This window comes from Sorangium sp. So ce363, from assembly GCF_051520435.1.
Lineage (GTDB): Bacteria > Myxococcota_A > Polyangia > Polyangiales > Polyangiaceae > Sorangium > Sorangium cellulosum_B.
The window spans coordinates 8,005,334-8,029,772 of sequence record NZ_CP150333.1; the positions used below are offsets into that span (position 1 = coordinate 8,005,334).

Consider the following 24,439-nt stretch of genomic DNA (forward strand, 5'->3'; position numbering starts at 1 on the left):
TTCACACAAAAAGATTGGACGACAATTGAACAACCATGAACAAACGGTATACCGACGGACGCTCGCCGGGAAGATATGTTGGTCAGGTCACAATCAACGTCGTCCGACAGCGACGTTCAGGAGATTCGACCGTGAAGCAAGAGCTCCTCCGTTCACCGCACGTGATGCTGGGCGCAGCGCTCGTCGTCTCGGCCTTGGGAGGGCTGGGCGCCTGCCAGCAGACAGAGGAAGACGCCGCATCCGGGGCTCCAGAGGCCTCCGGGTCGCCGGGTCGTTGCGTCTATACGAGCCCCTTCAGCCAGGCCGAGGAGTGTCGTGAGTACACAGGCGCGGGCTGGACCGCCGAGGCCGCGGAGGCCGACTGCAAGGCGCTCCAGGGCTCCACCTTCACCGGGGGCGAGAGCTGCGCCTATCCAGAGACGCTCGGCCGATGCGTGCTCGGCGGCGGGACCGACGACGCGTACACCCTCATCTTCCCCGGCAGCGACACGAGCCAGTGCGCCTCGACCCAGCGCGGCTGCGAGATGTTCGGCGGCGGCCGGTTCGAGCCCGACGCCTGCGAGGGCGCGGCCGAGGAGCCCGGCGGCGGCGTGGGCACGGGCGGCGCCGTCTTCCAGTGGCCCGAGCAGGTCTGCGTCGACCCGATGGCCGGCGAGCCGGCAGGGCAGAGCGGCGGGAAGGTCTGCACGTTCGGCGCGATCTCGGGCTGCACCGAGCCGGGCCGCCTGTTCACCGACTACGCGTCGTGCGAGCCGGTCCTCACGCAGCGCCCGTACTGGCCGGCGCCTCCCTCCGATTACAAGACGCCGAGCGACGATCCACGCCTCTCCGATCCGCAATGGCTCGGCGAGCTCGCCTGGGTCACGGAGCAGACCGAGGCGTGCGGGTGCGTGTGCTGTCACTCGGAGAAGGCCGCGCCGGCCGCGGGGCCGTCGAACTGGTACATCGAGGCCGGCCCGGTCTGGACCGACAGCTTCTATCCAACGGGCCTCGCGCTGGCCGCCGGCTGGGTCTCCTCGGCGGCGCTCGGCGCGTATCCGCCGGACCAGAACAACGGCTTCTCCCGTGACGTCAGCGGGCTGCCCTCCACGGACCCGGCGCGCATGGTCGCGTTCTTCGAGGGCGAGCTCCTGCGCCGCGGATTCACGAAGGAGGATTTCGCGGACGAGACCCCGTTTGGCGGGCCGCTCCATGAACAGAGCCTCTACGTGCCAGGCGACTGCGCGGCAGGGGAAGGCGTGGACGCCGCAGGCAAGATCACGTGGAGCGGCGGCGACGCCCGCTACGTTTACGTCCTGTCGGCGAACGCCGAGAACCCGGGCGCTCCGCCCAACCTCGACCTGCCCGAGGGGACGATCTGGCGGCTCGACGTGCCCTCGAGCGCCGAGCCCGTCAAGAGCGGTATCACCTACGGCGAGGTCCCACCGGGCACGAAGCAGGGCTATCCCGCCGAGGGGAGCCCCGAGGAGCTCGTTCCGGGCACGAAATACTACCTGTATGTCTGGGAAGACGTCGCCATCCCGATCACGCGGTGCCTGTTCGAGGCTTCGCCCTGAGAGGGAGCTCCACGGCGGGGCCCCCTCCCTCTGGGTTCAGCCGGCGTCAGTCCGCTGCTTTACCGCCAACGCCGCCCGCACCCGCGTCGCCGCCGCCTGCTCCGGCGCCCGCGTCGCCGCCGCCCCCTCCGGCTCCGCCCGCGCCTCCAGCACCCGGGTCTTCGCCGCCCGCTCCGCCGCCGCCGCACTCCTTGGGATAGGCGCAGTAACCGCCGCAGTCGACCAGGGGAGGAACGCAGAGGCCGCAGTTCTGGGGAAAGCCGCAGTAGCCGCCGCAATCGATCTGGGGAGGCATGCAGAGCTGCGGCTGCTCGCGGTTCCTCTCCAGCTCCACCGGCAGGACCTCGATCTGCTGGGTGAGCCAGGCGTCCAGCTCCTCGTATCGCTGCTCGTCGCCCGAGCGGAGCATGCCCTCGTCCGACAGCTGCTCGTAGAGACCCTTCAGCACCGCGTTCGGGTCCAGCGCCGCGAACTCCTCGATCACCTCCTCGCACGCCGCGATCGTGTCGGCCCAGCAGGCCGGCTCGCTCTGGCACCCGCGCGCCAGCGTGTTCGTGCCGGCCAGGGGCACCACCGGATACCAGCTCTGCCCCAGGCTGATGTCGACCGAGTACGGCAGGTACTGGAACAGACCATCGGCCCGCTCGACCAGCACGACGTTGTTGCTGTTGTGGATCGCGTCGTCGCCGGTGGCGAGCACCCACGACAGGCACTGGAACCGGTGGAACGCCGGCCAGTCGATCCAGCCCTCGAGCGCGGCCTTGAAGCCCTCGCCAGGCGGCGTCTCGGCGATCAGCTCCTCGAGCTCCTTCGCGCGGGTGTTGTCACACTCCTTGAGCTGGCAGTTCTCTGAATCGTCGAAGACGCTCCCGCCGAACGGCACCATGTCGATGGGGAGCGGGATCCCGCCGCCCCCCGGGACCTCGACGGCGAAGTCTCCGGCGAACTCCCATATGTTGGCGCAGCCGCCGCCGAGCTCGCCCTCGAGGCGGGCGCAGAACGCCTTCTTGTAGCGCTCGACCACGATGTAGGGGATGGCCACCTCCGCGCCCCAGACGTTGCTCGACAGCCAGGCGTAGTTGGCGAGGGGGGCCGGATAATCGAGGCGAGCATAGAGATCGAGCGTGAGGCGCTCGCGGAAGATGCTCCCGACCTGGCCGTTGTTGAAGCGCACGTGCTCGAAGCCGCCGAGCCGTTGCTTCTCGACGAACTCGTCGGCGTCGATGTTGAGGTTGGGGATGGTTCGCTTCGTCCAGGGCCGCTGCGTCGACTGGCCGGCGACCCCCACCTGGACCTTGCCGTAGTCGGCCGTCTTGCCCTCGGCGCCGGCCGTCGTCACCCACAGATGATCCGCGAAGGTCGTGTCCTCCCCGGTCGGTGAGTAGATGTCCCCGAATGCGTCCCTCTTGATGGGGCCCCCGATGCCGCCGAGCCCTTCGTTCATGGTCTCGAGCTGCTCTTCCGAGACGGCGAACCAGTAGCGGTTGCCGACAGTGCCGAAGACGTCGAGCGCGAGCTCGGCGACCTCGGTGTCCGCGACAGGCGCCCCCGGGTACGGCTCGGGCGCGCCGCCGGCGCCCCCGGCACCACCGGCGCCCCCGGCGCCGCCCTCCCCGTTCGTGTAATAGTAGTTGTAGATGTTGTCCGGCTTGTCAGCGCACCCCGCCGAGAAGACGGCAGACGGGAGGGCAAGCAGGGCGAACAGCGAGATGGCTCGCGTGCGGGACGACCATGATCGAGCAGAGGAAGACGACGGCAGCTGATTGGACATGAAGCGCAACCTTTCCGCTTCACGCTCATTGCAAATAACGTACCGTTCACGGCGAAATTGTAACGCGTCGGTGTCGGTGCCCTGGAGACAGGTCGGCCCTTGCGGGTCCGGCGAGTTTGTCGAGGAGCTCGTGCCGTCCGTGCCGCGGTGCGTGGACGCGCCGCCGGAGCCCCCTCATGACACGAGGGTCAGAGGCTGGCACACTGCCCGGGAGCTTCGTCCTTGTGTGCCAACGCCGCGACGCGGCGTCGATCCATCGGGGCGAGGATCGCACCCACGCTCCCACCGCGCGCCGTCGATCGCTCCGGGTACCCTGCTCCAGCCGGTCGAGCGCGCGTCACGCGCTCTCCGCCTCACCGCGCCTTCTTCGCCTTCGTCGCGGGCAGCACGCGCGTGCTCGGCCGATACATCCGCGTCGTCGCGTCGTAGCGCCACGTGATCTCCACGGGGCGCGGCGCTTCACCCTCGGCGTCGTGGCGCCACGGCGTACCGCGGATCCCGAAGCGGTCGAAGCGCGTCGAATGGAACTCCTCGACGTCCTTCTCCCAGGGACCGTTGTTCACGGCCCCCTCCAGGAGCTCGGTGTACTCGCCGCTCGGCTTGATGCCGATGACCCGCCAGTCCGCGCTCTCGGCCCAGATGTCCGTCGACGTGTACTGATCGTAGAAGAACATGTGAAGCTCCTTGTTGCGCCTCTCGATGCCCGTCGGCGCACCGGAGGTCTCGATGGTGTCGACGATCTCGCCTTTGCGCAGGATGGCGAGGGCAGGCCGCCGCAGGAAGAGCTCGCCGATCTCGACGTCCCCTATCGTGGATATCGGGCTGTAGAGTCCCTGGCGCATGGGCTCCAGGGCGGTACCGTCCGAGCCCCGCGCATAGCCGATGACCTCGAGCTCGAGCGGATCTCCCGGCTGGTACGACATGGGGGCGCCGCCGATCGGCTCCGGCGCCTGGAACGCCAGGGCGCGGAGGTTTGCGAAGGGCTCGTAGCTCACCGGCTCCGGGATCTCCCGCCAGACCCACTCTTCGTCCGCCGGCGCCGGCGGGCGCGGCGCGTCCGCCGCCCGCGCGAAGAGCCGGATGCTGTCGATGGGCGCCGACGAGGCGCGGGGCAGCGCCGAGGTCGGCAGCGTGGCCTCGATGGTGAACCTCCCCTCGCCGCCCTTCACCGCCGCCTTCGCACCTTCGATCAGGCGTCCCTTCCCGTCCTCGCCGATCCCCGAGAGGCCGCCGCGATCCAGCCGGAAGAACCGCACGAAGCGCGCCTCGTAGCCGGCGGTGAACGCGTCATGCTGGGCCAGCGTTTCATGGCAGGCCTTCTGCACGTCGGCCGGGAGCGGCTCGCCGCCCATGTCGGTCTCGCAGTTGAGCGGCATCACCCCGCCCCCGCGCTGGAAGTAGCCGATGGGCGGCAGCTCCGGCGCGCCGAAGCCGAGGCCCAGCCAGATCCCGTCCTGTGATCCCTCGTCGAGCTCCGCCGCGAGGGTGACGCCCGCGCTGGAGAGCACCAGGGCGACGTGCGAAGGCGCATCCATCGCGCTGGTCGAGGGCGGCGGAGGCGCGCTCTCCCCACGCGCGGGCCGCGGAGGACGTGGCGGCGGCGGCGGGACCAGCGAGCCCCACTCCGCCACGTCGCCGTCGAGCACGAACGCTTCAGGCACGCGCGCCAGGGTCTTCACGCTGACGAGCGGCGAAGGCCCGGGCGCGGCCGCCGGGGGCGCGGCCACGACGGGGGGCTTCGGCAGCGTGGCGATCTCGGCGCGCGCCGTCGCGGGAGGCGGCGCGGGCCGGCAAGCAGCAGCGAAGAAAGGCGCAAGCAGCAGGAGGGCGGGAAGGCGACGGGTTCGCATGGCGGCGCTCATGGTACCGGAGCGAGCGCTTGTCGGCGGATGACAACCGGGCGCGCGCCCAGCGTGCCCGCGGCGAGGACCACCTCGTCCGCGGCCGGATCGACGCCGAAGGCCGCGCCCATCGCGGCGCCCATGCGCTGATAGACCACCTCCCAGCGCACCGCGAGCCCGTCGATGGCGGCCGGGAACACGAGCCGCAGGACGCGCGGCGCCCCCGAGGCGGGAAGGCGCGTATCGCCGGCCGGGACGCGCTCGATGCCTCCTTCGACCGGGCGCACGGAGAACCTCCGCTCGAGGATCACAGGCGCGGCGATGGCCACGATCGCGCCCTCCGCATCGACGGCCGAGGCGCGGACCTCGAGCCGGCGGAACATATCGCCCGTGGGGACGGCGTGCCCCGCCGCGACCACGCGCGCGCTCACCTCGATGGCGTTCGCGCCGCTCCGCGACGCGCTGGCGTCGATCGCGGAGCGCAGCACGGCCGGATCCCCGACCACGGAGAAGCGATGATCGCGGTGCGGTCTCCCGGCGATGCCCTGAACGAGCTGCATGTGGCAATCGCGGCAGGGTCGCTCCGCGAAGCGCCCGGAGCGGTGCTCGGCCACGGTGTCCTGCATGGCGACGCCGGGCGCTCGCGGAAAATCGAACTGATGGCAGCGGGCGCAGCCCTCATCGGTCGAGAGCCGCGCGTCGCCACGGACCGCGTGCGCGCCGCCGCGCGCGTCCCGGCCGCGCGCGGAGACGACCTCGCCGGCCACGAGGTGGCAGGTGACGCACCCGACGCCCACCGCTTGCGCGTCCGCGCCGGGGTGGTGGGCCGGATCGGCCTCGGGCGCATGGCAGCCACGGCAGAAGGGCAGCGGCTCGATCGCGTAGGACCTCTGGAAGACGCGATCCGTGAACGCCTGCCGGTGCAGCGAGGCGCGCCATTCGGCCGCGATGTCCTCGTGGCACGCCTCGCAACGCTGGTTCTCGATGCGCGCGGAGAAGCCCTGCGGTCTCCCCTGCGGCGCCGGTCCCGGCAGCGGCGGCAGCGGATCGCCGCGCACGCCGGCCGCGGGCGCGAACAGCAGCGCGGCGAGCGCCATGACGGCGGCACCCGCGATACGAGGTGTCCTCCGTTCACCGGAGGCCGTCCGACGCCACCTGCCCATGTTCGTTCAGGATAGCACTCCTCAGGACGACGGACGAAGCTTCGAAGCTCGGCGGATGCGACGCCTCGGTGGACCGCCATGGATCGAGAGCGTACGCTCGAGGAATGGCCGGTCCAGTGGCGTCCGTGTTGCTGCCGTCGAAGATGAGCGCGGAGCGAGTCACCGCGCTTCGAAGTGCGATCTCGCGCATCGCCGACGAGGTTCGGGGGGACGACTTCTGGGTTGACCAACGCCCGTTCATTCTGACCGTTGGGCCCGAATATCCCGAGGCGATATCCGAGGTCCTCGAGGCGGGCCTCCCGGAGGTGCTCGGATGGTCGCCAGAAGACGTCGTTTCATTCGCCGCGATGTGCAACGACGACGAAGATCATCGGTTGCTCGCCAGGTTGTGCATCGACCTGGCCGAGGCGGAAGGTGGAGTTATCGACTACGGTGGGCAGCTGGCGATCGGACCACAGCTGGACGGCCTTCAAGACGACAAGCCCGTCAGGATCGAGAATCCAGGTGGCGTCACGGGCGTGCTGTTCGCGACGGCGCGCTCCCACTACGGAGACGCGGCGCTCGCGCGCTCCTGGCTACGGCACGCGAGCTTCCGCATGGTGAAGTAGATGCAACTCGGATCGGTCCAACGACTGGTTAGACCGCTTGATTCAGGTCGTCGCCACCAGCAGCTCCTCTGAATTGTTCGGCGGCCGAAGGCCATCCGTCCTGCCCGCGAAGTAGCGCTCTGCAAGCGCAGCGGCCGATACGTGCTGGACCTCTCCGAAGCCGGCATCTCGGGCCAGCGCCAGCATCTCTGCCGGCGTGAAGAAGCTGATGAACGGCGTGCCGTTGGCTCTGGCCCCCGCTGCCGCTCGCTCGATCCCGGGACGCACCGCCGGATCCGCCAGCTCGATCGGAAGCATGAACGACATGGCGAGCGTGGAGCCCGGGGCGAGCGCCGCGACCTGGCGCAGCGTCGCCGCGATGGCGTCCCTGGTCAGGTACATGCTGACACCGGTCGACGCCACGACCGCTGACCGCCCCGAGTCGAAGCCCGAGGCCGCCAGCCGCTCCCACCACGCGTCGCCTGCCTCGAAGTCGACCGGCACGAACCGCAGGAACGATGGAACGCCGAGGCCGAGGTCGACGAGGCGCTGGCGCTTCCACGCCTGAGGGCTGGGCCGATCGATCTCGAACACGAGCAGGCGGGAGGCAAGCTCCGGCCGACGCTGGGCGAAGGTGTCCAGGCCCGCTCCGAGGATGACATACTGCCCGACGCCACGGGCGGCTTGCTCCGCGACGAGATCTTCGACGAAGCGGGCGCGGGCCAGGATGGAGGCGCGGAAGGGCCGCGTGAACGGGCTCATGTCCGGACGGCCGCGCCAGCCGTCGTCTGGAGCCGCCAGCTTCAACCCGACGTCGTCTTCGAACACGCGCGGCGGCGCATCGGCTTCCACGTGCAGCGCACGCCACAAGGCGACCCGAACCGCCGTGTCGTCTGGCGCCGCGGCTTGTTCATCCTGCATGACGTACTCTCTCCTGGTTTCTGATTGTTGGCGGCCTAACACGATGGAATCAGGCGGAGCTTCTACGTTCGCCCCGCGCCGGTCCCTGCGATCGGCCACAGCTCACGTAGAATTCGGGCTTGTCATCGGGCTACACGGAGGAATCGTGTTCCATCGCCAGCTCCCCTTCGTCGACGACGATGGCGCGCGTCGTCTCATCAGCCGAAGTCAACGTCACAGGACGTTGGGTCCAACGCCCGCAGCGCCCGAAGCACGCCGTCGATCCTCTCGACCATGAAAGCGTCGTTCGCCGCCGCCCACGTCCTCAAAATCTCGAGCTCCGCGACGATGTCCGGGAGATCGTCGGGGACAACCGTGGAGAGCGCCCCGTCGTGGAAGTGCGAGACGTATCGCAGGCCGAGATGAGCGCACGCGGGCAGCCAGCGACGCTTGAAGTAGTCGCTCGTGGCGATGGGCACGACGTCGTAGGCGCCGCTGTCGTGGTGCTTGATGCCCAGCGAGACCGTCATGCTCCTCCTTCGCGCAACGGTACGCAGATCCTCGCCGCCGCGCAACGCCCCGCACTCGGCCCGCCCAACTGCAGGCCAGCCCCGGACGGGCGGAGCCCGACCATCGGCAGCAGCCGTGAGTCCGGCTCAGCCTAGTCCTTCCCGAGCAGCAGATCGATCACCCAGCAGCCGCGGACGTGCCGCCCGTCGGCACGGCAGTGGCCGAGCACGTCGGCGTCCTCGCACCCGGCCTCCAGCAGGGCGTCGGCCAGGATCGGCATCAGCCCGAAAACGCGGCTCTCGTACATCTGCCGGGCCAGTCCGACGGCCGTCGAGGTCCGCCAATCCGGGTCGAATGCCACCGAGCGGAACGGGTTGCCAAAGATGTCACGGAGTACGCCGGCCTGAGCGCGCTCTTCCGCGGCGCTGCTGGCAGCGTAGGAAGTATCCCCAGACGCGGCGCCAGGATTGGCAATGGCAGCCGCTGCCAGATGAGCGTTGGACGAGGCGTAGTACGCCGCCTTCGGAGCCTGTGGCCGAACTACCTGAAAGCTCAGGGCCAGCGCGTCGTGCGTCGGCTGGAGCGAGATACGTTCGGCCCCATGGGACGCCCGCCACCTACCCTCCAGAGAGTCGAGCGCCTGCCGGACCAGAGCCTCGGCTGCCTGAAGTTCCTCCAGCGTGGCCAGGCCATCGGCGTGACGGCTCGCTGTTTCCACTGCCGCTTCTGCGAGCTCATCGGGGAGCAGGGCGCGCACGCGGTAATAACATTCACAGGCGAACAGCCGCATCTTGCGGTCACTCCCCCTGCACGCCGGAAACGTCTTGATGTCCACGACCCGCAGCTCTTTCGGACCGAGTCCGAGCATGAAGCGGAGCATGGGGTTGGTCCGAGTACACACCAGCCATTCCGTCTCGGTCATCTGGCAACCTCCGTCCAGCATCTTCTCCGACGCGACGACGAGCATCCCTCGCACTCCGCGGACCTGACGGGTCGGGGTTCACCCGCGCCGGGCCGAGATAGTCGTCAATGGCTCGGACCGCCGCCGCTTCAGCGATCCAGAACGCAAGATTTGCATGATGTCCCGCCAGCTGGTGAACGTGCTGGGTCGCGAACCGGCCGATCTGCTCTGCGATGAGCTCGGCGCGCGCGATGGAGTATGGCTTCGAGGGCGGTATAAGGGGCAGCCTGGCTCCAGGTGGGCGACGTAGGTCTCGCCGACGGCTGGCCGGCCTGCCGCTGGGTTCGCTGCAACTGCATGTCATCCGGTGGCTTCCCGCGACGCTGGATGCCGTATGGCCGCGAGCGCCGCCGCTGCCGCGAGCTTGTGGTTGGCCTGCCAAGGTGGCCCGATCGATCGGCCCATCGCGTGCAGAAGATCGTTCACGTCGTCGCGGCCGAGCGCCGTTGCAGCGTCGCGAAACACGCGCTCGCGGTCGTACCAGCGCACGGACCAGCCGCGCGCCTCGGCTGCGGCCGCGAGGGCCTCGCGATACATGACGGAGTCGGCGACGGTCTGCGCGCGATTGTCGGCGATCCGCTCCTCGGTCGTCGGCGGGAGCTCGGGCCACACGCGGATCGCGATGCTCGCGATCGGCACGGGCACCGCCGCGGCCAGCGCCTCGAGGCCCTCGCGCGCGCCGCGCGCGGCGGACGCTCGCACGCGCTCGACGAGCGCCACGGCGTCGGCGAGCGAGAGCGCTCGCGCTCCCGGGGTGTTGAGGTAACGGCCCACCGCCCACGACCCTTCGTGGTGATGCGGGTGCGTCGGCAAGCCCTCGGTGAGGTCGATGCGCCGGCGATCGAGGAGCTCGCCGCCGGGCGCGACAGTGACGAGCACCGCCGAGTTGCCGTGCTCGGCGACGCCGACGGTCGCGGTTCGCTGCGTTCGTCCTCTCGCCACGTCTTCCTCCTTCGGGGGCGCGCCCCGGCGGCTACCGCCATTTCAACGAGATAGGAATCGGAATGTGAGGCTGATCCGCGGGCCCGCGGCTTCGATGGCCAGGACCGCATGTTGCCACCCCTCTTGAACGCTGGCGCGCATGATCAGGAGCGAGCCGGGCGCCAGGGCCATGGCGTGCGTCTCGTCCCGGCGAAGGCTCCGGCGGAAGGTGAGGACGCGAGGCGCACCCAGCGACAGGATCGAGGTCGTCGTTCCAGCGACGACGCCGACGCTGGAGTCCGAGTGAAAGCCCATCTTCGCTGTCCCATCGGCATAGAAGTTGGCGAGGCAGTTGTTGATCGGATGCCCCACCACGCCGGCGAGGCGGGCCGCGAGGTCCTGCACGAAGGGCGGCATCTCGCAGTCCGGGTAAGAGATGCCTGAGTAGTTGTACGCCACCCCGCACGAGGCGGTTCGACGTGAATGCATCCGGTCGTCCCACGAGAGATTCCGCTCCGCCATGTCGAACATGGTCGAGGGATCCGCGACGAATCCCTCCAGGTACTGAACGTCCAGGTCTTCCGGCATGAGTCGCTGCGATCGATAGAGTACAGAAGTGGTCCCCGCCCGTCCAACGGCCTTCGGCTCGCGGCGCGCGGCGGTGCGCGGCGGCGCTGCCCAGGGCCGTCTACGGGTGCGGCGGACATCGTAGCGGGGGGCTCAGCGCCGGCGCTCGCACCGCGCCGGGCGGCACGACGCGGCGGGGAGACACCGTGCTCTCGTCGTACAGCGCGCCCTCGAAGCGCGCGGCGTCCACGTACGCGCCTGGTGACCCCTCATGGCGCCGCGTCCGTTCGGCCGTAGTCGAGCTGCCGATCAGTGTAGAGATCCGCTTGGATCAACCGCACGTATTCCGTGGGGAATATTCCTACGATCTGCCCCCGCACATCGGCAGGATAGCCGTACACGACGAACATGTCACCCTCATGGATCTTCTCGGGAATGGACTCAAACGCTTCAAGGGGCATGGGCCATGCTGCCCTGATGGTCCCCTCCCCTCTCGGGGAGAGGAAGTAACGAGCCCGCTGAAGGCCAGAGTCTTCGATCCAGTCAAAGTACCGATGCTCGATGTCGAACCGCAGCACCGTGGCGTCGTTCTCCTTCGACACCTTGTACGATCGCAAGACGCCCGCCCAGGCAACCAGTGTCTTGCCGTATCGGTCAGGACTGCCGCGGACGTCGTCCGGATGAATATCCCTCGTTGCTCGATCGAAGACCGCGGCTTCTTGGTCCGACACCGGGCGGTACGGGCGCGAGCCAGGCGCGAGTGAGGGCAGGCGGCCCGAGCGGGCCAGGAAGGCCAGTCCGGCAAAGCCGACGCATCCGACCGCAAGGGATACCGCGAGCACTCGTCGGCCAGTCAAATGTCTCTCACCTGCGCAGAGCGATTCCGGTTCAACGTGGCACGCGTGGCCATTCGATACGCTCCACCTGGTCGTCGCGCCTCTGTCGGCCGAACCATCCGTCGATTGGTCAACCGGAGCCGCCGGACCAGGTCTGTAGAGATCGTCGCCTTTCGTGCCCTCCCCCACGAAAAGTCTCACGGATCGGCGCTGCGTCACAAGGCCCAAATGCTGTCCAGCGCCGCAGGGTAGGAACTTCGGTTCGGAGGGGATATAAAGATCCGTCGAACAACGGCGCCAGCCGCCTTTTCTGGAGGCCGCGGGCGCCTGGAGGGGGCGCGGCGGACGCGCAGCCGGAGGCGTCGCGCGGCGTCGCGCGGCGTCGCGCCTGGATGACGCGGCGCGGCCGCCTGATCGGGAGGTTTCCAGCAGATGCGCGGCGAAGGAGTGACGCAGGGGTGTGGCAGCTCGCGCACCTCGATAGACCGGCGGCGAAGGCGACCTCTCGCACCGCGCGCTGGAGCACCGTCTCGTGCGGATGATTCCACCGCCCCCGACGCCGCGGCGCGCACGCGCGAGGGAGCGAAGGCGGCGCCCATAGCAATCTCGAACGCGCTGCGGTATGGGTCATAGCCGGGTGGACAACGCGACTCTGGCCTCGCTCCGGGCGGCGCTCGCCGCCTCCCCTCGCAACGTGGATCTCCTCACGGTCGTCGTGGCGGCCCTCGTCGAGCGCGGCGAGGCCGCCGAGGCGGCTCGGCTCGTACGCGAAGCCGGAGCATCACTCTTCGAGCGCCCCGAGCAGCGGCGCGCCGCGGCCCGCGCGCTGTTCGAGGCGGGAGATCTCGAGCGGTCCCTCGAGCTCGCGGACGCGAAGGACGGCGAGACGCAGATGCTCCGGGCGCGCGTCCTCCACGCGCTCGGCCGCCCGAAAGAGGCGGTTCAGGCATACCAGGATGCCGTCGCCGAGAACCCGACGCTCGAGGACGTCGACCTCAAGGCGCTGCTCGGGGCGCGCATACGCGAGATAGTTCCGGCCGGCGAGCGCCCGCGCATGCGCGTCATTTCGAACGATGACACCGACGCGCCGGTCATGGCGCGCCTGCTCCACCCGGAGGCGAAGGCGGTCACGTTCGCCGACGTCGGCGGCCTCGCGGACGTCAAGAAGCAGATCGAGCGCCGCATCATCATGCCCTTCCAGAAGCCGTCACTCTTCCAGCGCTTCAAGAAGCGCGTGGGCGGCGGCATCCTCCTTTATGGCCCGCCGGGCTGCGGCAAGACCCTCCTCGCGCGCGCGACGGCCGGCGAGTGCAAGGCCGGGTTCTTCAACGTCGCCATCCACGACATCCTCGACATGTACATCGGCGAGTCGGAGCGAAAGCTCCACGCCATCTTCGAGAAGGCCCGATCGAGCGCGCCGGCCGTGCTCTTCTTCGACGAGCTCGAGGCCCTCGCCGGCAAGCGCCAGCACACGCGCGAGGCGACGAGCGCCAAGCTGGTGAGCCAGTTCCTCGCCGAGATGGACGGCTTCGCCCAGAACAACGCGGGCGTCCTCATCCTCGGCGCGACGAACGTCCCCTGGGCCGTCGACGCCGCGTTCCGCCGCCCCGGTCGCTTCGACCGCGTGCTCTTCGTGCCGCCGCCCGATCGAGAGGGGCGCGAGGCGATCCTCCGCCGCCTCCTCGACGTCCGCCCTGCAGCGCGCGATATCGACGTGGCGGCGCTCGCCGCGAGGACGTCCGGCTTCTCGGGCGCAGACCTCGAGCACCTCGTCGAGACGGCAAGCGACGAGGCCATCGAGGCCTCGCTCGGCGAGAAGGCCGAGGTGCCCATCGCGGAGGCTCACCTCGTGGCCGCGCTGCGCGACGTGAAGCCGACCACCCTGGAGTGGCTCACGACGGCGCGCAACTACGCGCGTTATGCAAACGAGGCCGGGCAATACGACGAGGTGCTCGACTTCCTCAAGCGCCACGGGAAGGGCTGACGTGGGCGCCGCCTACACCATCGCCGACGAGCCCCGCCCGGGCCGGCTCGCTGAGTACACGGTGAACCCGTTCTGGCCGCTGCTCACGACGATGCTCGCGGGGAGCTGGGCCGGGCTGCCGTGGTTCATCTTCAACGGCAAGGCCATGGGCAGCGCGGGCTTCCGGCGAGAAGCGCTCATCGCCGCGCTCACGCCGGCGGCGGCGGTCGTGCTCGCCCAGGTGAGCGCCTTGGTCATCTCGGCGCTCCACCTGCCCGATCGCTCGCTCGCCTATGCGTTCGTGATCATCACCGCGGCGAAGCTCGGCGCAGCGTACTGGCTCTATATGTCGCAGCACCGGAGCTTCGGGATCTACGAGTATTTCGGCGGGCGCGTCCGCCAGGGCGCCGCGGTCGCCGTCGCGGCCGCCATCGCCCGGGATCACGTCGTTCGCGCCGCGTTCGAGGCCTCGAACTGGCTCGGGATCGTGGTGATGTGATGGAGGGGCAAGACGACGCCGACCGCGCGACCGACCTGGGGGTGAGCGCGCTGAATCGCGGGCAGCTGCCGGCCGCGATCGACTGGTTCCGCCGGGCGCTCACGCTCGATCCGGACGCGCCGCGCGCGCACGCGCTGCTCGCCGTGGCCCTCTTGCGGCTGAAGCGGCTCGGGGCGGCGCTCATCGAGGCGCAGACGGCGCGCGGGCTCGCCCCCGAGTCGCCGCTCGCGCACCTGGTCCTCGGCCGCGTCCTGCTCGCGCACAGGAAGCCGAGCGAGGCGCGGGAGCATTTCGAGACGGCCCGTGGCCTCGATCCGTCGGAGCCCGCGCCCCTGCGCGGCCTCGCCGCCGTCGAGCGGTACCATGATCGCGACGATCGCGCCGCCGAGCTCCTGACCCAGGCGCTCGAGCTCGACCCGGAGGACGTCGAGACGCTCGTCGCCCTCGGCGATACGCACCTCGCGCGCGGCCGCGTCGACGACGCCGAGCGCTGGGCGCGCGCCGCGCTGGAGGCCGAGCCCGAGCACGCCGACGCGCTCGTCCTCATGGGGCACGTGCTCCTCCGGCGCGGGGACGTGAGCGGCGCGCGCGAGCACGCGGTCTGGGCGATCCGCGCCGACGTGAGCGATCCGGACGCGCTGAGGCTCCTCGCCGCCATCAAGGCCCGCGAGAGCTTGCTCCTCGGCCTCTGGTTCCGGGTGAGCTCGGTGCTCGCGGGGCTCGGTCCGAGCGCGATGCTCGTCCTCCTCGCCGCGTACGTCGCGCAGCGCGTCCTCCGCCTCGCCCTCGAGGACCTCGACCGCCCGGCGGGCGCCCAGCTCATCGGGTATGCCTGGCTCGGGGTATGCGTCTATTCATGGGTGGCGCCGGGCATCTTTCAGCGAATGCTCCGGCGCGAGCTCGACACCGTGCGCCTCCGCGACGACTTCTGACCTGCCGGCCGTCGCGGTCCGCCGCAGGGCGAAGCGCGGCCGGCGCCAGACGCCTGTTGGGCAATCGACACAACGCATGACAGCTCGCCAGGCGAGCTGGTGCGGGAGCAGCGGGCAGCTCTGCCGACGTTGCGCGGCGGGCGACCGGCGTGCGGGGAGCTTTCGAAGCGCTTGACAAGCTCAGGCCAGCGCGATACTGGTAACCCACTGGTTACCTATATGGCTCCCGCGAAAGCCGACATCGATGTGTTTTTTGTCATCGCCGATCCAACCCGTCGCGCGATCCTCGATCGTTTGCGCGCGGGTCCTGCCCCGGTGAACGAGATCGCGGCCGACTTCTCTCAGAGCCGCCCCGCGATCTCGAAGCACCTACGGGTGCTCAAGGCATCGCGGCTGGTGACCGAGGAGAAGGTCGGGCGCGAGCGGCTCTACACGCTGCGACCCGCGCCGCTGCAGAAGGCGATGGCATGGCTCGAGGGCTACCGCGCGTTCTGGGGTCGCAATCTCGAGTCGCTGAAGCGTTACCTGGAGGATACATGACAGCCAAGAGCTTCCGAGCCCGTTCGATCGCCGATGTCGCGCAAGGGACGATCCTCGCTCGCATCGAGATCGCCGCGCCGCCAGAGCGCGTCTTCCGCGCGCTGACGACCGACGAGCTGACGAAGTGGTGGGGTTCTGCGGAGATGTATCGCACGACCGCCTTCACGATCGACCTTCGCGCCGGAGGGGCCTGGCGGACCGACGGCGTGGGGGCAGACGGGAAGCCATTCCATGTCGGCGGCAGGGTTCTCGAATTCGATCCGCCTCGAAGGCTCGTCCAGACATGGGAACCGTCATGGGATGCGGACGCGCCCCCGACGACGGTCTCCTATCTCCTCGACGCCATCGAGACGGGTACGCGCCTCACGGTCCGACACGCTGGATTTGGCGCTCGTGTGGCATCGTGCGAGAGCCATGCGACAGGTTGGGAGCGCGTCCTGGGTTGGCTCACGAACCACGTCGCGCCGCAACCGGAGCTGCGCTTCTTTCTTTGTCGGCTGCTCCCGTCGCGCGCGACCTTCATGCAGGACATGACGGCTGATGAGCGCGCGGTCATGCAGGCGCACGGCAAATACTGGCGTGGCAAGCTCGCCGAGGGCCACGTGATCGCCTTCGGACCGGTCGCCGACCCGGCGGGCGGATGGGGCGTCGGCATCGTTGCCGTCCGCGACGAAGCCGAGCTCCGTACATTCCAGAGCGAGGATCCTGCGATCAAGTCAAACATTGGGCTGCGGTACGAGGCGCTGCCCATGCTCACGGCCGTGTACTGACGGCTCCTGCGATGGCGGGCTCCGGCTGCGCGCTTCGGGGCGCTGCCGGTCCGTCGTGAGGTCATGCTCAGACCGCTCCGGGGCGCCCCGCTGCGAGCGCGCGCACCTCCTCCGCGTGGATGGGCACATAGACAGGCTTGCCCGACTCAGCGAACACGCAGATGGCCACGGCCCAGCCCTGGCCCGCTCCCCACGAGAACAGGGCCGCGGGCTCCATCTCGGCGATTGCGAAGGAGCTCATCGGCAGCCCGAGATCGCGCGCGCTCGTGAGAAGCGAAGCGTTGTCGGCGTAGACCGCCAGCGCCTCGAAGCCGCCCGGCCAGGCGCGCAGGTGGATCCCGCGTGTTCTCGGGTCGATCATGAAAAGCAGGGGGATCTCGCGGCCCAGCAGCTCATCATAGAGCGCCGTCTTGACCGCGGCGCCGCCCTCACCCCCCACGGCGAGGAGCAGCCGACGGAGCCGCGGCGCCCGATCGACCGCCGCGACCCGCCTTGCACCGCCGGCCGGCGCGAGGCGCTCCTCCAGCACGCGACGCTCCTCCTCCTCCAATCGCGCGCGCCGCTCGCGATCGCCCGCGGCGAGATCCTTCTCCACGTTGACCTCGCGCGCCCAGGCGCCCGCGGCGTGCGCCTCCTCGTACGGCGTGCCGGGGAGCGCGGAGAGGATGACGCCCTCCGGCCGGTGCACCTCGACGAGGACGGCCTGCTTCTTCGGCTCAGGCGCGCGCACCCCGATACCGAGCTCGCGGATCAGCGTCACGACCGCGCGTGCCGGCGCCGCGTCGTTGCTCAATGCGAACACGCTCTGCGTGATCGCGGCGCGCGAGGTGACGTAGATGCGCCGGAGCAGGCGTTGCACGAGTGCGGACGCGCGCGGCGCTCCCGCGAGGGCAGCAGCGTCGAGGGTCCACACGAGGTGACCGGAGATCGGGGTGAGCGCTGGGTCCGCGGGCGCCATGAGAGAAGAAAGGAGCCCGTGGTCCGCGGCGAGGAAGATCTGCGGCCGAGGGCCGCTGAGCAGCATCTCCACCTCGCCGAGGACGCGATCGAGATCCTCCTCCAGCTCGTCGCTGCTGCCGCCGACGTGTGCGAGCCACACGCCCGCAGCGGAGTGAGCGAAGCCCGGCAACGGGCTCGCGCGGTGGATGTCGACCTGATGCCCCTCGGGCACGACCACGTGCTCATCGTCCGCCGGCGAAGCCGCGGGAGCGTCGGCGCGCTTTCGCCAGCGATCGAAGAGCCCCACGACGGCGCACCTTATCACTCTCCGCGCAGCCTTCCCAGCCTCTCGGGTGAGGCGGAATGCTCACCCGCGGTGCGGCTCCGCTCAGGCGGCCCACGGTCCCCCGCCCGGCCAACAGCGGCGCTAACATGCACCGGGCTCAAGGATACCGCGAGCTCACCGCAGAGGACAGACGCCGGCAGACCGATGTGCCGTAGGCACACCGGTCGAGACGACCTCACCACGGCCCCGGTGTCAGGTTCAGCGGCTCGTTGGGCTGCACGAGCTGTCACTCCTGCGAGCGCCGGGTCACGCTCGCAGCGTCCGCCGGTGCTTCGAACCAAACGTTCCTCAAGTCTCGCACATAGACATGCTCGGGTTCGTCCTCGTCCACGAACACGCGCCCCCGATCGGCCAGGATTCCGGCCAGAATCAGGGCTGAGATCGTTCGGTCCGTCGCATCCGGAAAGGATGCAAGATCTGACTTCGAGCCCGGGAAGGGCCAGTCATCGTAGGTGTCCGAAACAAATGCAATTTGGTCGCCGAGGTGGTGAAGCAGGTACCAGGTGGTGATCGCGGCGGCAGCCGGAGACCCCGCGAGTTCGCGCAGGGAACTCGCCCCCACGTGCACAAAATCGACTGTCTCGCGGGCGAAAAAGTTGACCAGAATATAACCGACACTCATTGGCGCTCCGGGCAAGTCGTCTGCCTGACGCTCGGCTTCAGCGGCGGCGCGAAGCGACGTCCGCTGAAGCCGAGCGTCAGGCGCTCCACACGTCAAGTCTGTGGTTTTCGGCATCGCGGATCCCATCTTCGATCCTCTCTTTCGTCAATATCAGTTTTGACCTCCCCGGACTCGTCGAATCTCCAGGCAGAGTATCCACAGAAGAACCACTTTTTGATCCGGATCGCTCGCATCCCGTGAAGCTCGTCTGGCGTATGATGCCAGTGAGGTGGGATCACCGAAAAGAAGAGGTCGTTCGCAACCCGCCTCGCGCGAAGGGACATCGACAAGAAACAGTGCTTCAACGTCCCTCGCGCCGCGACCTCATCACAGTCCGGATGAGAATGGAAATATCGGACGCCTTGCATCACTTGCCCCAGGTTGAGCGCCGTGTGCTTCGCGTACTCCTCCAGAAAGATCGTCCATTTCATTTCTCTGTCCTCGAACAAACCGGCGCAAAGGCCAGCATATCTGCCTTGAAAGGTGCGAACGTCAGAACCCGTACGGGCCTCGCGATGCGCATCGAGACACTACCTTCATGGCCATTAGCATCACTACGTGACGCCCGGGGTCGTCGTTCCAGTGAATGCATCCCAGGCCCGAATGTATGCTCGCGCATCGGCTCCCAGACGTGAGACGACGCGCGCAAGCCGACCGTCATCGGGACCTCATCGGGCTCCCAGTAGGCGACGACCTCAGACACCGCTTCCCGCAACTTCGGGTGGCAGGCGGCAAAATCCTGGTACGGGTTGAGCGAATCTGCCATCGACGTTCTCCTCCTCGGCGAGGACCCCCCCTCGACGTTCAGGCGGTACGGGGCCGGGACCGGCCGGCCAACGATCGAACAACCCGAGACGCGAAGCGTCTCCGGGTTCATTCGATAGTTCGGCAGCCCGGCGCGATTCACCCCTCTGCCACGAACCGCCAGGTTACATCGCCGCTCTCGTGCCGTGTTCGAAGATCTCGCACTCCAAGGAGCGGAAGCGTCTTGGTCCAGAATCGGATCGCCCGAGCGTTGTCATGTATGGCACGGAGGTGCCACCGCCCCGGATACCGATGGATCAGCAACTGGAGCGCATGTCGGCCCGCGCCGGTGCCACGGCTCCCGTGGGTCAAGAAGAACTCCTCGATGCTGGAATCGACGTCGTCCGGCATGTATTTGAACGGTCGTAGGCCAACACATACGAACCCGATCGGTCGGGTGTCGCTTGCAATGACGTGCGCTCGCTGGAACGGCTGCATCGGGTCTTGCTCCGACTGCGGAGTTCGCAGGTTGCCGGGCGGTGTCACGCTTGAGACCCAATCGTTGACGATGTCCGGTTGCCATCGACCGGTCTCGTCCAGAACGTAGAAGTTCGTATCGAAGCCGGAGATCTCGTGGACATACATGGGCCAAACGTTCCGGAAGAACTCACGCGCTTCCTGCGTGCGCCATGCGTCAATGATGGATATATTCATCTCTTCCTCAACACGTCGCGACGACGCCAGCCTGCCGAGCGCAATGCCGGTGCGCCGCGTCGCGAAGCGCCGCCGGCAGCAGCAGCCTGTTGGGCCGCATCGCAGCCGGCGGCGCGACGTCGCAGGCCGGGCGGGGTGGGCATGCCGCCGGGCGGCCGCGAGCGCCGACGGGGCGGCAGGCAGGAGGAGCCGCCGCACGCGCCGAGCGCCAGCGCTGCGACGAGGAGCGGGGGCGAACAGGAGAGCGCGCGCCGTGTCACGGTTCCCGGTAGCTCTCGTACTCCCAGGCGAAGTAACGCCGGAGGTTCTCGACGCATGCGGGCCACGTCTCGGCCTCGCCCCGTTTCTGGGCCCGATGTCCAGCATCACGACCTCGGCGAACGCGTCGGGATCGTCGGGCGCCCACGTCCGGAGATTGGCATGCCCCCAGACGCCAGCGGAGCGGATGACGAGCTTCATGGCCGGGGAAGACGAAGAGCAAACCGACGCGCTGGTCAAGGGCGTCACGCGTGTTTCGCCGGTGAGGCGCTCGACTCGACCTGCGCGCGATGCGTGGTGCGCGGAGCCACGAGCGCCGAGGCGACCCCGCCAGCGCGCCCCGCTGGATCGGCGAGCGCGCGGGCTCGCAAGATTCCGTCGTCGCATCGCGCATCATCCGGTCACGCGCCGGCTCGCTGTGTTCGCCTTGCGAGCAATCAGCCGCGACGTTTGACATGGTAGCTTCGCACGGTGACAGTCCTGGCTGGTGGACCCAAATCGGGCCTCTTCTGGTTGTGGGAGTCCGACCAGCACAGGAGCTCTCCGGTGTCCGACAACACATATCTCTGGTGACAGAAGCCTTCTCCCACCCATTCGTGACGTTCGATAGGCCGCACAATCTCCCGTTCCATCCAGTCGGCAGCAGCGGTCGCGAGCGCCACGGGCGACCCATCTTTGACCACGAGCACGCGTGGATTCTCCTCGTCCAGGTCTGTAGCGGCTTGCTTTGTCTCATCCTCTCCAATCACAACTCGTGATTCGTGAAAATCGACCCGGAGCGTTCGGAGGACGTTTCCGTCCGCGGAGACGTCGAGCATCAGCACAACGAACTGTTCAGCCGTGCCGAGGAGATCGTCGCTGGTTACGCCCAAGCTGCGCCACGCCAAGGCCCGACGCGACATCTCTGTGATGAAGGCGCGCTCCGCATCGGTGCGACGCTCGTCCAAAGCGAGCCAAAGGTCTTCTTCGCCGAGCTCCGCCTGATTCATTTGCCGGGTGCCTCGTAGCGGCTGCCAAACAACTTGGGTCATCCTGCGGCCCGATCAAATTCTGCGGGTGTGCTGCGGGCCGGGCAACCTCGCTCCGCTCGGCAGCCCGGACCGTCAGCGCCAGCCGCTTGTTAGCCGGCTCCCCCAGTAGACAGCGCGGACTCCTGGCGTCAAGACCGTGAACGCCTGGCGCAAGGCCAACGGCGCTCCGAAGGGGACGTGCGCACGCGCGGCCAGCGGACCACGCGCGCGCGCATCAGCTGACCTCGCTGGCGCCGAGGTCGTCCAGGAAGGCCATGGCACGCGCTACCCGCGCCACGCCGCGTCCTGGATCCAAGGCACCCAACTCCCGGCCGTGCTCGGATACTCTCCAGAGCTCAGGAGCCTTCAGAAAGGGCGCCGCGCGATTCGCGGCCAGGCGAGCGTCGAGCCATACCAAGGATCCCACAGCCCACTCTTGATCGTACTCGCGATCACCGACCGGCAAGTACGACTGGAGGTAGAGCGTCAGCGCATCGGATGCAGGTAGATCCTGGTAGCGCGCGGTCGCGACAGAGAAGCCCTGTCCCGCATAGCAGGTCGCGCTGGCGAGCAGTCTCTCGCCGATCACGCCTCGAAACGCGGGGAGCCGACGGGCCGCGATGATCCATGCCGCCGTCAGCTGCTCGCGCCACGATCCGTTGAGCCAGTAGCCAAGCTCGCGATCGGGGAGAGACGTCGCCGCATCCAAGAACTGCTGCGCGAACGCATGCCGCCGCTCCGGCGGCTCGTCGAGGAAATTCGCGTGCAGAAGGAGCAGGTAGAGTGGAGATCCGTACCTTGACCAAGCGTCCATCGGGAAAGTCCGGCTAACTATCAATCGACTGGCCAACCGAAGCCGGCAGACCAGGTCTGTCCAGCTCGTCGCTTTTTGTGCCCCCCTCACGAGAAATCTCACGTGTCGGCGCTGCGCTGCAAGGCCCAAATGCCGTCCAGCGCCACAGGGTAGACCTGTCCAACACCGTTGGCAGCGGCGCGCGGGGCGCTTCGCTCGGGTGAAATCGACGTGCCGTTCGAGGGGGAGGGCGAGGACGTGGGTGTAGAGGAAGTTGATGGCGGCGAGGGCCTGGCGCTGCGTCGAGGCGCCGACGTGCTGGTCGGTCGCCAGTCGCGTGAGGAACGCCTCGACGTGGGCCGGCCCGAGGTCGCGCGGACGGCGGCGGCCATCGCACCTCGGCGGCTCTCCACTTCCTTTGCTCTCCGCTCGCTCCGCCCGCTACCGCCGGCCGCTCCTCCGCGCTACGTTCGCCGCCGTGGACGCCCCCCGACCGTCCGGCGCTCGCCGCGCGCTGCTCATCGGCCTTCCCGTCGCCGCGCTCGCCGCGGTGGCCTTCCTCTTCGTGGATCGCGACGAGCGCCCCGCGCCGAACGCGCGCCCGCCGAGCGCCGAGTCCCGCGCAGCCCGCCAGCCGCAGCGCCGCGACGAGGCGCCCGTCGTCCCCCCCGCCCCCCCGCCGGCCGCTGCCACCGTGAGCGCCGGAGCACAGGAGTCGGAGCCGGCGCCGGACACCGACCCCGAGGCCAGCATCATCGACCGCATGCGCGCCGCCTTGACGAGCAACCCCGAGGAGGTGCTCCGGCTCGACGACGAGGCGTCGCGCGACTTCGGCGACAGCCCCCGCGCCGCCGAACGCGGCCTGCTCCGCGTGCGGGCGCTCGTGCGCCTGGACCGGATCGGCCAGGCCCGCAGCCTCGCGGAAGACCTCATCGAGCGCTACCCGGACGATCCCTCGGCGAAGAGTGCGGCCGCGTACATGGGGATCCACCCGAGGCCGCGCGGGCCGTCCAGGTAAGCGGCGATACCGCGGGTGCCCTTCGAAGTTCACGTGATCTTCATCAGGGCCGCTGCGACCACGATCTTGTAGCAAGAGCAGAACGTTGCGCAGTGAGTCACTGAACCGATTAAGAATTCGGGCTGGTCCGGCGCGCGTTTCTGGTGATAATCGGGCATGCGCAACTGGCTTCTTCTTGTCGGGGTTCTCCAGCTCTCCGTGGCTGGATTCGGTTGTGGCGACGGATCGGACGGCGGCGGCGAGGGCGGCGCCGGCGGCGAAGCGGGGGACAGCGGCCCCGCCGGGAGCAACTCCTCGGGCGCCGGCACACCGGCGAGCTCTGGCGCGGGCGCCGGCACACCGGCGAGCTCCGGCGCGGGCGCCGGCACACCCACGGGCTCCGGCGCGGGCGCCGGCGAGCCCACCGGCGGGCCCGCGAGCACGGGCAGCGGCGATCCCGTGGCCGGCAGCAGCACCAGCAGCGGGGGAGAGCCCAGCGAATGCGCCGGCGCCGACGAGGACGAATGTCCGTTCGAGGCAGGGGTCGAGATCGCCTGCCGCCTTCGCTTCATGTACGGCGTGAACTACGCCTGGCGCGACTTCGGCGCCGATTTCGGCGGTCAGTCCAAGTGGAGCCAGGCGGGCATCTCGGGCAAGAAGAGCCAGGTGCTCGCCGACCTGCAGGACATGCGCGCCAACGGCGTGGACGTGGTCCGCTGGTGGATCTACCCCCGCTTCTACGGGGACCAGATCAACTTCGATGGACAGGGCAACCCGACCGGGCTCGGCGGCACCTCGACGCAGGACATCCTGGCGGCGCTCGAGCTCGCGGACCAGGCGCAGGTCAACGTGATGTTCACGCTGTTCTCCTTCGATGGCTTCTACAAGACATCGCACAACCCGCCGAACGGCCTGTCGGTCGCGAGCATGGGGCCCATCGTCGCGGACGCGGGCCGGCGCGCCAAGCTCATCGAGAACGTCGTCCGCCCCATCGCTCGGACGGTGGCGTCGAGCCCGCACCGCGACCGGATGCTGGCCTGGGACGTCATCAACGAGCCCGAGTGGGCGATGACCGGGCCGAGCCTCTACGGCGGCGACCCGGCGTTCGAGGGGGACTCCAGCAAGTTCGATCTCGTCACACACCAGCAGATGGAAGCGCTCGCCAAGGAATCGGCCGCCGTGCTGAGGGGAGAGACCGGCGCGCCCGTGAGCGTCGGCAGCGCCGCCATCAAGTGGGGTCAGGCGTGGACGCGCTCGGACGTCGACTTCTACCAGGTCCACATGTACGGCTGGGTCAACGATTACTTCCCGTACAACAAGCCCCTCTCCGAGTACGGCCTCACGGACAAGCCGGTCGTGATGGGCGAGTTCCCCATCAACATGGCCGAGATGGACGTGCGCTACGACAAGTTCGTCGGCGACCTCTACAACATGGGGTATGCGGGCGCGCTCTCGTGGTCGATCACCGATCCGAACTTCTCGTGGTCGTCCAACAAGACCGCCGTGAAGGCGTTCGCCGATCAGCACCCCTGCGAGACGCGCTACTGAGCGCCGGGTGAGCGCCGCTGCCTGCGGTGCTCATCTTCCCTGCTTCCCTGTTCCCCGCTTCCCTGCCCCGGATCCGAGCTGGGCCGCTGAGCCGGCCCAGCGAGCTCGTCCT

Annotated in this window: 24 protein-coding genes and 1 pseudogene; 9 read left to right on the forward strand and 16 right to left on the reverse strand. The window is 68.9% G+C overall.

Annotation, left to right across the window (positions count from 1 at the left end; genetic code table 11):
* The first annotated feature begins 131 nt into the window (after positions 1-131).
* Positions 132-1,556, forward strand: coding sequence for a proteinase inhibitor (locus WMF12_RS30005; RefSeq protein WP_437850901.1), 1,425 nt, complete (start codon positions 132-134; stop codon positions 1,554-1,556).
* A gap of 46 nt (positions 1,557-1,602) precedes the next feature.
* Here the strand turns inward: WMF12_RS30005 and WMF12_RS30010 are convergent, their stop codons facing one another.
* The 3 genes from WMF12_RS30010 to WMF12_RS30020 form a co-directional block, all read right to left on the reverse strand.
* Positions 1,603-3,327 carry a CotH kinase family protein gene (locus WMF12_RS30010; protein WP_437850903.1) on the reverse strand — a complete coding sequence of 575 codons (1,725 nt, stop codon included), beginning with the start codon at positions 3,325-3,327 and terminating at the stop codon, positions 1,603-1,605.
* A gap of 353 nt (positions 3,328-3,680) precedes the next feature.
* Positions 3,681-5,177, reverse strand: a complete 1,497-nt coding sequence (locus WMF12_RS30015; RefSeq protein WP_437850905.1) for a hypothetical protein — start codon at positions 5,175-5,177, stop codon at positions 3,681-3,683.
* Between the two features lie 8 nt (positions 5,178-5,185).
* Positions 5,186-6,265 carry a multiheme c-type cytochrome gene (locus WMF12_RS30020; protein ID WP_437850907.1) on the reverse strand — a complete coding sequence of 360 codons (1,080 nt, stop codon included), beginning with the start codon at positions 6,263-6,265 and terminating at the stop codon, positions 5,186-5,188.
* A gap of 170 nt (positions 6,266-6,435) precedes the next feature.
* On the opposite strand from WMF12_RS30020, the gene WMF12_RS30025 reads away from it, so the two are divergent.
* Complete coding sequence (locus tag WMF12_RS30025; RefSeq protein ID WP_437850909.1) at positions 6,436-6,939, forward strand: DUF6368 family protein; 504 nt, start codon at positions 6,436-6,438, stop codon at positions 6,937-6,939.
* A gap of 42 nt (positions 6,940-6,981) precedes the next feature.
* On the opposite strand, the gene WMF12_RS30030 is transcribed toward WMF12_RS30025, so the two are convergent.
* The 6 genes from WMF12_RS30030 to WMF12_RS30055 form a co-directional block, all read right to left on the reverse strand.
* The gene (locus WMF12_RS30030; protein ID WP_437873907.1) at positions 6,982-7,839 is read right to left on the reverse strand and encodes a class I SAM-dependent methyltransferase; all 858 of its coding nucleotides are present in this window, start codon (positions 7,837-7,839) and stop codon (positions 6,982-6,984) included.
* Between the two features lie 197 nt (positions 7,840-8,036).
* Positions 8,037-8,348, reverse strand: coding sequence for a hypothetical protein (locus WMF12_RS30035; RefSeq protein WP_437850911.1), 312 nt, complete (start codon positions 8,346-8,348; stop codon positions 8,037-8,039).
* A 131-nt stretch (positions 8,349-8,479) separates the two neighbouring features.
* Positions 8,480-9,295, reverse strand: coding sequence for a hypothetical protein (locus tag WMF12_RS30040; RefSeq protein WP_437850913.1), 816 nt, complete (start codon positions 9,293-9,295; stop codon positions 8,480-8,482).
* A 294-nt stretch (positions 9,296-9,589) separates the two neighbouring features.
* Positions 9,590-10,231 (reverse strand): hypothetical protein, encoded by a 642-nt coding sequence (locus tag WMF12_RS30045; RefSeq protein ID WP_437850915.1) that lies wholly within the window; start codon positions 10,229-10,231, stop codon positions 9,590-9,592.
* Between the two features lie 42 nt (positions 10,232-10,273).
* A complete protein-coding gene (locus WMF12_RS30050; protein ID WP_437850917.1) occupies positions 10,274-10,798 on the reverse strand; it encodes an alpha-ketoglutarate-dependent dioxygenase AlkB in 525 nt (174 codons plus the stop codon).
* Between the two features lie 248 nt (positions 10,799-11,046).
* On the reverse strand, positions 11,047-11,619 hold the full coding sequence (locus WMF12_RS30055) for a hypothetical protein (protein WP_437850919.1): 573 nt from the start codon (positions 11,617-11,619) through the stop codon (positions 11,047-11,049).
* A gap of 631 nt (positions 11,620-12,250) precedes the next feature.
* Here WMF12_RS30055 and WMF12_RS30060 point away from each other — a divergent pair.
* The 5 genes from WMF12_RS30060 (at position 12,251) to WMF12_RS30080 (ending at position 16,317) form a co-directional block, all read left to right on the forward strand.
* Entirely contained in the window at positions 12,251-13,597 is a 1,347-nt protein-coding gene (locus WMF12_RS30060; RefSeq protein WP_437850921.1) for an AAA family ATPase, read from the forward strand.
* A 1-nt stretch (position 13,598) separates the two neighbouring features.
* Positions 13,599-14,075, forward strand: coding sequence for a hypothetical protein (locus tag WMF12_RS30065; protein WP_437850923.1), 477 nt, complete (start codon positions 13,599-13,601; stop codon positions 14,073-14,075).
* Positions 14,075-15,007, forward strand: coding sequence for a tetratricopeptide repeat protein (locus tag WMF12_RS30070; protein ID WP_437850925.1), 933 nt, complete (start codon positions 14,075-14,077; stop codon positions 15,005-15,007). Before WMF12_RS30065 ends, WMF12_RS30070 begins: the two co-directional genes overlap by 1 nt.
* A 171-nt stretch (positions 15,008-15,178) precedes the next feature.
* On the forward strand, positions 15,179-15,547 hold the full coding sequence (locus WMF12_RS30075; protein WP_437850927.1) for an ArsR/SmtB family transcription factor: 369 nt from the start codon (positions 15,179-15,181) through the stop codon (positions 15,545-15,547).
* The gene (locus WMF12_RS30080) at positions 15,544-16,317 is read left to right on the forward strand and encodes an SRPBCC domain-containing protein (RefSeq protein WP_437850930.1); all 774 of its coding nucleotides are present in this window, start codon (positions 15,544-15,546) and stop codon (positions 16,315-16,317) included. The genes WMF12_RS30075 and WMF12_RS30080 overlap by 4 nt, the downstream gene beginning before the upstream one ends.
* Before the next feature lie 67 nt (positions 16,318-16,384).
* Here WMF12_RS30080 and WMF12_RS30085 read toward each other — a convergent pair whose 3' ends face one another.
* From WMF12_RS30085 to WMF12_RS30115, 7 genes and pseudogenes are all read right to left on the reverse strand, one after another.
* Positions 16,385-17,563: a hypothetical protein gene (locus WMF12_RS30085; protein ID WP_437850932.1), complete on the reverse strand. Its 1,179-nt coding sequence runs from the start codon at positions 17,561-17,563 to the stop codon at positions 16,385-16,387.
* A gap of 265 nt (positions 17,564-17,828) precedes the next feature.
* Positions 17,829-18,224 (reverse strand): hypothetical protein, encoded by a 396-nt coding sequence (locus tag WMF12_RS30090; RefSeq protein WP_437850934.1) that lies wholly within the window; start codon positions 18,222-18,224, stop codon positions 17,829-17,831.
* Positions 18,225-18,690: 466 nt separating this feature from the next.
* Positions 18,691-19,029, reverse strand: coding sequence for a hypothetical protein (locus WMF12_RS30095; RefSeq protein ID WP_437850936.1), 339 nt, complete (start codon positions 19,027-19,029; stop codon positions 18,691-18,693).
* 137 nt (positions 19,030-19,166) lie between these two features.
* On the reverse strand, positions 19,167-19,721 hold the full coding sequence (locus WMF12_RS30100) for a GNAT family N-acetyltransferase (protein ID WP_437850938.1): 555 nt from the start codon (positions 19,719-19,721) through the stop codon (positions 19,167-19,169).
* 695 nt (positions 19,722-20,416) lie between these two features.
* Positions 20,417-20,968 carry a hypothetical protein gene (locus WMF12_RS30105; RefSeq protein WP_437850939.1) on the reverse strand — a complete coding sequence of 184 codons (552 nt, stop codon included), beginning with the start codon at positions 20,966-20,968 and terminating at the stop codon, positions 20,417-20,419.
* 256 nt (positions 20,969-21,224) lie between these two features.
* Positions 21,225-21,803 (reverse strand): DUF6000 family protein, encoded by a 579-nt coding sequence (locus WMF12_RS30110; RefSeq protein WP_437850941.1) that lies wholly within the window; start codon positions 21,801-21,803, stop codon positions 21,225-21,227.
* Between the two features lie 231 nt (positions 21,804-22,034).
* A pseudogene (locus WMF12_RS30115) lies at positions 22,035-22,157 on the reverse strand (phage integrase N-terminal SAM-like domain-containing protein); the annotation flags it as partial.
* Positions 22,158-22,260: 103 nt separating this feature from the next.
* Here WMF12_RS30115 and WMF12_RS30120 point away from each other — a divergent pair.
* Complete coding sequence (locus WMF12_RS30120) at positions 22,261-22,800, forward strand: tetratricopeptide repeat protein (protein WP_437850943.1); 540 nt, start codon at positions 22,261-22,263, stop codon at positions 22,798-22,800.
* Between the two features lie 156 nt (positions 22,801-22,956).
* Positions 22,957-24,327, forward strand: coding sequence for an endo-1,4-beta-glucanase (locus WMF12_RS30125; RefSeq protein ID WP_437850945.1), 1,371 nt, complete (start codon positions 22,957-22,959; stop codon positions 24,325-24,327).
* Positions 24,328-24,439: the final 112 nt, after the last annotated feature.